The 8,407-nt window shown below is 71.7% G+C and carries 10 protein-coding genes and 2 tRNA genes; all 12 read left to right on the forward strand.

Annotated elements, in window-relative coordinates; translation table 11 throughout:
* Positions 1 to 297, forward strand: a 297-nt coding sequence (locus ROTAS13_RS14675; protein ID WP_253187689.1) for an SPOR domain-containing protein, incomplete at its 5' end; no start/stop codon positions are given.
* Entirely contained in the window at positions 294 to 1,280 is a 987-nt protein-coding gene (nagZ, locus tag ROTAS13_RS14680; protein ID WP_075822709.1) for a beta-N-acetylhexosaminidase, read from the forward strand. The genes ROTAS13_RS14675 and nagZ, both read left to right, overlap by 4 nt.
* A 20-nt stretch (positions 1,281 to 1,300) precedes the next feature.
* Complete coding sequence (locus ROTAS13_RS14685; protein ID WP_019459861.1) at positions 1,301 to 1,996, forward strand: site-2 protease family protein; 696 nt, start codon at positions 1,301 to 1,303, stop codon at positions 1,994 to 1,996.
* A complete protein-coding gene (locus ROTAS13_RS14690) occupies positions 1,993 to 2,772 on the forward strand; it encodes a ScpA family protein (RefSeq protein ID WP_019459860.1) in 780 nt (259 codons plus the stop codon). The genes ROTAS13_RS14685 and ROTAS13_RS14690 overlap by 4 nt, the downstream gene beginning before the upstream one ends.
* Positions 2,762 to 3,346 (forward strand): SMC-Scp complex subunit ScpB, encoded by a 585-nt coding sequence (scpB, locus tag ROTAS13_RS14695; RefSeq protein WP_075822710.1) that lies wholly within the window; start codon positions 2,762 to 2,764, stop codon positions 3,344 to 3,346. Before ROTAS13_RS14690 ends, scpB begins: the two co-directional genes overlap by 11 nt.
* Positions 3,347 to 3,527: 181 nt before the next feature.
* A complete protein-coding gene (gene tatB / locus ROTAS13_RS27810; protein WP_075822711.1) occupies positions 3,528 to 4,217 on the forward strand; it encodes a Sec-independent protein translocase protein TatB in 690 nt (229 codons plus the stop codon).
* A gap of 51 nt (positions 4,218 to 4,268) precedes the next feature.
* Positions 4,269 to 5,033: a twin-arginine translocase subunit TatC gene (gene tatC / locus ROTAS13_RS14705; protein WP_051004736.1), complete on the forward strand. Its 765-nt coding sequence runs from the start codon at positions 4,269 to 4,271 to the stop codon at positions 5,031 to 5,033.
* Between the two features lie 3 nt (positions 5,034 to 5,036).
* Entirely contained in the window at positions 5,037 to 6,317 is a 1,281-nt protein-coding gene (gene serS, locus ROTAS13_RS14710; RefSeq protein WP_075822712.1) for a serine--tRNA ligase, read from the forward strand.
* Between the two features lie 93 nt (positions 6,318 to 6,410).
* Positions 6,411 to 6,484: transfer RNA gene (locus ROTAS13_RS14715), tRNA-Pro, on the forward strand.
* Positions 6,485 to 6,533: 49 nt separating this feature from the next.
* Complete coding sequence (locus ROTAS13_RS14720) at positions 6,534 to 6,845, forward strand: ETC complex I subunit (protein ID WP_019459855.1); 312 nt, start codon at positions 6,534 to 6,536, stop codon at positions 6,843 to 6,845.
* Positions 6,846 to 6,930: 85 nt separating this feature from the next.
* Positions 6,931 to 7,007: transfer RNA gene (locus tag ROTAS13_RS14725), tRNA-Arg, on the forward strand.
* Between the two features lie 99 nt (positions 7,008 to 7,106).
* A complete protein-coding gene (locus ROTAS13_RS14730) occupies positions 7,107 to 8,261 on the forward strand; it encodes an acetoin utilization protein AcuC (RefSeq protein ID WP_075822713.1) in 1,155 nt (384 codons plus the stop codon).
* The last annotated feature ends 146 nt before the right edge of the window (positions 8,262 to 8,407 follow it).

Genomic DNA, 8,407 nt, shown 5'->3' on the forward strand with positions numbered 1-8,407 from the left:
CCGCACCCGGATGCACGCTCCGAGCCCGCCAGGACGGCAACAGGCGGCAGCGCCCTGGTGCAACTCGGCGCCCTGGGCAGCGAGGAAGCCGCCCATACCGAGTGGAACCGGCTGAAGGGCCGCCTCGGCGGGCTGCTGGCAGACCGACGGCCCATGGTGGTGCGCTTCGAGCGTCCGGGCATGCCGACCATGTGGCGGCTGCGCACGGGGGGCTTCAGCGATGCCGCCGCCGCCCGCAGCTTCTGCGAGGCCGCCCGGGCCAAGGGCGCGCCGGCCTGCGCGGCGATCGGCGGATGAACCGCTCCGCCACGCCCGCCGCCGTGATCCTGGGGATCGCCGGCACCACCCTGGCGCCCGAGGAGGCGGCGCTGTTCCGCCGCCACCGGCCGGCCGGGGCCATCCTTTTCGCGCGCAACGTCGCCGACCCGGCGCAGCTCCGCTCCCTGACCGCCTCGTTGCGTGAGGTGCTGGGGGAGGAGGCGCCGATCCTGGTGGACCAGGAGGGCGGCCGCGTCGCCCGCCTGCGCCCGCCGCACTGGCCTGCCTTCCCGCCGGGGGCGCGATTCGAGGGCCGCCCGGAGGTGGCGCTGGAGAATGCCGCGCTGCTGGGCGCCACCTGCATGGAGATGGGGCTGGACGTGGTCTGCGCCCCGGTGCTCGACCTGCGCCATCCCGGCGCGCATGACGTGATCGGCGACCGCGCCTTCTCCGAGAACCCGGCCGAGGTGGCGCGGATCGGCGCGGCCTGGATCGCCGGGCTGCGCGCCGCCGGCTGCATCCCGGTCATCAAGCACATCCCCGGCCATGGCCGCGCCATGGCGGACAGCCATCTCGACCTGCCGCGCGTTTCCGCCACGCGGGCGGAGCTGGAGGCGGACCTCTTCCCCTTCCAGGCGGTCTGCCGTGCCGATTCCGGGCGCGGCGCCTGGGCGATGACGGCGCATATCCTGTACGAGACCTGGGATGCCGAACGCCCCGCCACCCTGTCGCCGCGCGTGATCGAGGGGGTGATCCGCGACGAGGTCGGCTTCGACGGGCTGCTGCTCTCCGACGACCTCGCCATGAAGGCGCTGTCCGGGAGGCCGGAGGATCTGGCGGTCCAGGCGCTGGCCGCCGGCTGCGACGTGGTGCTGCACTGCCCCGGCATCCTGGCCGAGAATGCCGCGCTGCTGGAGGCCTGCCCGCGCCTGAGCGACCGCGCCGCGGAGCGGATGGAAGAGGCCCGCGCCACCGCGCTCGCCTCCCGCCGCCCGCTCGGTGCCGTCTCGGCCTCGGTCTGAGTCCGGTTCCGCTCCCCGTCATGCCCGAATGGCTTCCGGAACTCCTGGCGGCGGCGATCGCCGCCATCCTGGCGATCACCCTGCACGAGGCGGCGCATGGCTATGCCGCGCTCTGGCTCGGCGACGACACGGCGCAGCGTGCGGGGCGGCTCAGCCTGAACCCGATCCGGCATGTGGACCCGGTGGGTACGGTGCTGGTGCCCGGCTTCCTGGTCATCTCCCAGCTTCTGACCATCGGCACGGTGCAGGTCATGTTCGGCTGGGCCAAGCCGGTGCCGGTGAACCAGTTCCGCCTGCGCAACCCTCGCTTCGGCATGGTGGCCGTCGCGGCGGCCGGTCCCGCGATCAACATGGCCCTGGCCTTCCTGGCCGCGCTGTCCGGCCATGTGGTGGATGCCGTGACGCTGCCGCCGGAACTCTCCGCCTGGGTCTACCGCCTGCTCTCGCTGATGATCCTGTCCAACCTGCTGCTGGGCCTGTTCAACCTGATACCGATCCCACCCATGGATGGCGGCCGCATCCTGGGGGGGCTGCTGCCGCCCCGGCTGGGCGTGCCCTTCCTGCGGCTGGACCGGCTGGGCCTTCTGCTGGTGGTGCTGGTGCTGTTCATCCTGCCGCAGCTTTCCTCGGCCTGGGACCCGATGGGCTGGCTGATGCGCTACGCCGTCGGCCCGGCCTTCAACGTCGTCATGCGCGCGGCGGGCTACGGGCTGTGAGCGTCGTCACGCCACAGCCCCAGGCCCTGCTGCTGCGGCTGGAGGGCTACGAAGGCCCTCTCGACCTGCTGCTGGAACTGGCGCGGGCGCAGAAGGTCGATCTGGCGAGGCTCGATATCCTGGCCCTGGTGGACCAGTACCTCGCGGTGATCGAAGGCGCCCGCCGGGTGCGGCTGGAACTGGCCGCCGACTGGCTGGTGATGGCCGCCTGGCTCGCCTGGCTGAAGTCGCGCCTGCTGCTGCCCGACCCCGAGCCGGACGAGGATGCCGAGGCCGCCACGGTCTCGCTCACCGACCGGCTCCAGGGGCTGGAGATGCTGCGCGCGGGGGCCGCCTGGCTGGATGGGCAGCCCATGCTGGGGCGCGACTTCTTCGGGCGCGGCCAGCCCGAATCCCTGGTGCAGCGGCGGGACGGGGAGCTGGAGGCCGACCTGCCCGGCCTGCTGCATGCCTGGGCCACCGCCATCCGCCGCGCCGAGTCGCGTCGGCCCTATGTCCCGAAGCCCCGCAGGCTCTGGACGGTGGGCGAGGCGCTGAGCCGCCTGGAACGGCTGATCGGCGCCGCCGGGCCGGACTGGGGGGAGCTGGAGCGCTTCCTGCCGGAAGGGCTGGCACCCGACCCTGTGGAACGCCGCGCCGCCATCGCCAGCACGCTGATCGCCGGGCTGGAACTGGCGAAGCATGGCGGGCTGGAGTTGCGGCAGGAGGCGGCCTTCGGCCCGATCCTGCTGCGCGCCGCCCGCATGAGCGAGGAGGACACCGCCGATGCTGCCTGAGGCCGCGCTGCGCATCGCCGAGGCACTGATCTTCGCCGCCGACCGGCCCGTGACGGCCGTCCGGCTGGCCCAGGCCCTGGGTATCGGCGGCGACGAGCGGGATTCGCTCGACCCCGCTGCCATCCTGCAGACGCTGCGCGACCGCTATGCCGGGCGGGGCGTGGAACTGGTGGAGGCGGGCGGCGGCTGGAGCTTCCGCACCGCGCCCGACCTGGCGCCGCTTCTGACCCGGGTGGTGGAGGTGCCGAAGCGCCTGCCCCGTGCCGCCATGGAGGTGCTGGCGGCCATCGCCTGGCGCCAGCCGGTGACACGGGCCGAGATCGAGGAGCTGCGTGGCGCCTCGGTCTCCCAGACCTCGCTGGAGGCGCTGCTGGAGGCCGGGCTGGTCGCCCCGCGCGGGCGCAAGGAAAGCCCCGGCCGCCCGGTGCTCTGGGGCACCACGCCGCGCTTCCTGGAGCATTTCAACCTGCGCTCCCTGGCCGAGCTGCCCCGGCAGGAGGACCTCGTCGCCCGCGACGCGCCGGTGGTGCTGATCGAGGCGCGGGAGGAGCAGGCGGAAGCGGCGGATTCCTGAACGCGGCTTCATCCGCCGGGGGCCGGAGAAAGGGGGCAGGGGGGTTTCGCTCGGCCTGCCGCCGGTCCAGATAGGAGGCGGGCGCATTGGCGCGCCCGGGCGTTCCTGCTAACGGAGACAGCGCCTTTTCCGAACCCGGCGGCCTCCGGGACACGACCTCTATAGGGCTTGAGCGAAGCACATGTTCGACCTCGCCTGGTCCGAGATCGCGGTCATCGTCGTGGTGGCGATCGTCGTGATCGGCCCGAAGGACCTTCCGGACACCATCCGCACCGTGGCCAAGGGCATCGGCAAGCTGCGCCGCATGGCGGGCGAGCTGCAGGGCCATCTGGACGAGGTGGTGCGCGAGGCGAAGCTGGAGGATGTGCGCGACCAGATCCGCGATATCCGGAACTTCGACATCAAGGGCGAGATCCAGCGCACCGTGGACAAGGACGGCTCGCTCCGCTCCGCCTTCAACGACGATCCCTTCCGCGCTCAGCCCGTGACCCCCTCCGCCGATGCCGCGCCGGCCGTCCAGGCCGCCCCGGTGGGGGAGGCGACGCCCCAGGGCGCCGGCACGGACGCGACCGCCGTGGCGGCGGACCCCGATCCGGCCCGGGCCGCCGATGCGCCCCCCTCCACCTCCCCGGTGCAGGAGGCCGCGTCGCCCGCCGGCCGCGCCGGGGCGATCCCGACCGAGCCGCTGACCCCGGTCCCGGCCTCCGCCCGCCCGGAGCCTGGGCCAACCGCCGGGCTACCCGGTGAGCTGCCCATTCCTGAGGCGACGACGCCGGTCCGCGACGCAGCGGCACCCGCCGCGACGCCGGCCCGGACCGCGGAAGCCCAGACCCTGCCGGCCACCGAGCCGGCCAACATCCACAAAGCCTGAAAAAGACCGCCTGTGCCCCGCGATCCGGACGATACGATCAACGACAAGCCGATGCCGTTGATCGAGCATCTGCTCGAACTCCGCACCCGTCTGCTCTGGTCCTTCGGGGCCTTCTTCATCGCCTTCGCGATCTGCTACTACTTCTCCACGCAGATCTACGGCTTCCTGGCGCGGCCCCTGGCCGACATCCTGCAGCAGCAGGGCGCGGGCGAGCGGCGGATGATCTTCACCGCGCTCTACGAGGCCTTCTTCACCTATCTGCGGGTGGCCTTCTTCGGGGCGGTGTTCATCTCCTTCCCGGTCTGGGCCACGCAGCTCTGGCTGTTCATCGCGCCCGGCCTCTACCGCTCCGAGAAGCGGGCAGTGATGCCCTTCCTGATCGCCTCGCCGATCCTTTTCGTGATGGGCGCGGCGCTGGCCTACTACTTCATCTTCCCGCTCGCCTGGCGCTTCTTCATCTCCTTCGAGACGCCGAGCGGTGCCGGGGGCGGCCTGCCGGTGCAGCTCGAGGCCAAGGTGAGCGAGTACCTCTCGCTCGTCATGCACATGATCCTGGCCTTCGGCGCGGCCTTCCAGCTACCGGTGGCACTGACGCTGATGACCCGGGTCGGCATCCTGACGGTGGACCAGCTCAAGAAGGGGCGCCGCTATGCCATCGTCGGCATGTTCATCGCCGCCGCGGTGCTGACGCCGCCGGACGTGATCAGCCAGGTGGGCCTCGCCGTGCCGCTGCTGCTGCTCTACGAGCTGTCGATCATCGCGGCGACCTGGATGAACCGCCCGAAGAAGACCCCGGCCGACAAGACGAAGACCTGACCGATGCACGATATCCGCGCGATCCGCGCCAACCCGGCGGCTTTCGATGCCGGCATGGTCCGCCGTGGCCTGCCGCCGGCCGCGGAGCGTCTGCTGGCGCTGGACACCGAACGCCGCACCGCCACCACGGCGGTGGAGGAGGCCCGGGCCGCCCGCAACCGCAAGAGCCGCGAGGTCGGCGTGCTGAAGGCCGCCGGCCGGCACGACGAGGCGCAGGCCCTGATCGACGAGCTGGCCGCCGGCGAGCGCGTGTCCGGCGAGGCTCTGTCCCGGGCCGAGGCGGCGCTGCGCGATGCGCTGGCGGAGCTGCCCGCCCTGCTGGCCGACGACGTGCCCGAGGGCGCGGACGAGAGCAGCAACATCGTGCTGCACCAGCACGGGGCGGCGCCCAACTTCCCCTTCCAGCCCAAGCAGCATTTCGAGCTGGGCGAGGCGATGGGGCTGATGGACTTCGCCGCCGCTGCGAAGCTGTCCGGTGCGCGCTTCACCGTGCTGCGCGGGGCGCTGGCGCGGCTGGAGCGGGCGCTTGGCAACTGGATGGTGAACCTCCATGCCGAGCATGGCTACGAGGAGGTCTCCGTCCCGCTGCTGGTGAACGACGAGGCGGTCTTCGGCACGGCGCAGCTTCCGAAATTCGCCGAGGATCTGTTCCGCACCACCGACGGCCGCTGGCTGATCCCGACCGCCGAGGTGCCGCTCACCAATCTCGCCGCCGGCGAGATCCTGCCCGATGCCGTGCTGCCGCAGCGCTACACGGCGTTGAGCTACTGCTTCCGCTCCGAGGCGGGCTCGGCCGGGCGCGACACGCGCGGCATGCTGCGGCAGCACCAGTTCATGAAGGCCGAGATGGTCTCCATCACCCGGCCCGAGGATTCGGCCGACGAGCACGAGCGGATGACCCGCTGCGCCGAGCGCGTTCTGAGCGAGCTGGGGCTGGTCTGGCGGCGGATCGTGCTTTGCGCCGGCGACACCGGCTTCGCCTCCAGCAAGACCTATGACCTGGAGGTCTGGCTGCCGGGGCAGGGGGCGTGGCGGGAGATCTCCTCCTGCTCCAACATGCTGGACTTCCAGGCCCGGCGGATGAACGCCCGCTACCGTCCGAAGGACGAGCCCGGCGGGAAGAAGGCCCAGCCGGCCTTCGTCCACACCATGAACGGTTCCGGCGTCGCGGTAGGCCGCGCGCTGATTGCGGTGATGGAAACGCACCAGCAGGAGGACGGCTCCGTGCTGGTGCCGGAGGTGCTGCGCCCCTGGATGGGCGGGCTGGAGCGCATCGGCCCCTGACGTCCCGCCCCACACACCCCGCGGCAAAGCCGCCGGGGTGCCTTGCGTCCGGGCCCGCCTGCCCATAGGTTCCGCGCGCAAACCTTTCCGGCACGGGGCGTGGCGCAGCCTGGTAGCGCGCCTGTTTTGGGTACAGGAGGTCGTGGGTTCGAGTCCCGCCGCCCCGATACCGGCAAGGTTTCCTGGAATACGCCACAGGCTTCAGAAGGTACGGCGATGAGCAAGGCGCGCATCTACAGTCCCCCGAAAAGCGCGATGCAGTCCGGCCAGGCCCGCACCCAGGGCTGGGTCCTGCGGCACGTGTCCGACCAGCCGAAGCGAATCGATCCGCTGATGGGCTGGACCGGCTCCGCCGATACGGAGCAGCAGGTCGTCCTCCATTTCGATACGCTGGAGGAGGCCGAGGATTATGCCCGGGCGAACGGCATCGACTACGATGTCGAGGCCCGGCGTCAGGTCCCGGCCATGAAGCCCAAGTCCTATGCGGATAATTTCCGCTGGGGCCGCAAGCAGAACTGGACCCACTGATCGCCGCTGGTCGCTTCTCGCCCCGGTGATCCTGGGCTAGAGCAGAATCCGGCCAACCGGCCAACCGGCCAAGCGGCATCGCGCGGCGCCCTTAGCTCAACTGGACAGAGCAACCGGCTTCTACCCGGTTGGTTGGGGGTTCGAGTCCCTCAGGGCGCGCCAGTCCGCCGGTTGACATGTCACGGTCATTCCCTTGACATGGCGAAAGGACCACCGCCCCACCTCTCGACAGGGCGGGTGGCCCGCCGACATGCCAGGGCGATGCAGCAAGAGTCCGACCCCGACGCCCCCCGGCAGCCCTCCGCGCTCCTGACCCCGGTCCTGATCGGGTCGGAGATCTACCGCCACTCCACCTATGGCGGGAAACACCCGCTGGCCATCGCCCGCGTCTCCACCGCCCTGGACCTGATCCGCACTCTGGGCTGGCTCGCCCCGGAACGTTATCGCGACAGCCCGATGGCCACGCCGGAGCAACTGGCCCGCTTCCACACGCCGGACTACATCGCCGCCCTGCGAAGAGCCGAGGCCGAGCAGGCAGCGGACGAGGCGGTGCGCGAGCGGCACCACCTGGGCGCCCATGGCAATCCCATCTACCGTGAGGTCTTCCGCCGCCCGGCGACGGGGGCGGGGGGTGCAATCCTGGCCGCCCGGCTGGTGCGCCATGGCGGCATCGCGCATGTGCCGGGCGCCGGCACCCACCACGCCATGCCCGACCGGGCCAGCGGCTTCTGCTACGTCAACGACGTGGCGCTGGGGATCTTCGCCCTGGTGGATGCCGGGCTGGAGCGCGTGCTCTACGTCGATATCGACGCGCATCACGGTGATGGCGTGGAACTCGCCTTCCACGACGATCCGCGCGTCTTCACCCTGTCGGTTCACGAGGCCAACCGCTGGCCCCGTACCGGCAAAGCCGAGGACCGGGCGGGCGGCCATGCCCGCAACATCCCGGTGCCGGAGGGCTTCAACGACAGCGAGATGGATTGGGTGCTCCGCAACGCCATCCTGCCCATCGCGCGGCATCTGCGGCCGCAGGCGATCGTGCTGCAATGCGGCTCCGACGCGCTGGAGGAAGACCCGCTGTCCCGGCTGGCGCTGTCCAACAACAGCTATTTCGCGGTGGCGCGGGCGCTGCGGGGCCTGTCGCCGCGCCTCATCGTCACCGGCGGCGGAGGTTATAACCCGTGGTCTGTCGGGCGCTGCTGGGCGGGGGTCTGGGCCACGCTGAACGACCTGCCCATCCCCGCGCGCCTGCCGCCGGCAGCCGAGGCGGTGCTGCGCGGCCTGTCCTGGTTCCGCGCCGCCGGGCGGGAGCCGCCGGAACACTGGTTCACCACCCTGCGGGACCCGCCCCGCGCGGGACCCGTGCGGGCGGAGATCCGCGAGCTCTGCGCCATCACCCTGCGCGACCTTCCCTGACCGGGATGGCCGTGCCGGAGGATCAGTCCGGCAACAGGACCGAGACCGCCGCCTGGGCGGCGATGCCCTCGCCACGGCCGGTGAAGCCCAGGCGCTCGGAGGCCGTCTCTTGATCACACCTACGCACAGCTCCACCGTAAGGCGAA

Origin of the sequence: Roseomonas sp. TAS13 (assembly GCF_001950415.1) — a bacterium.
GTDB lineage: Bacteria > Pseudomonadota > Alphaproteobacteria > Acetobacterales > Acetobacteraceae > Roseomonas > Roseomonas mucosa.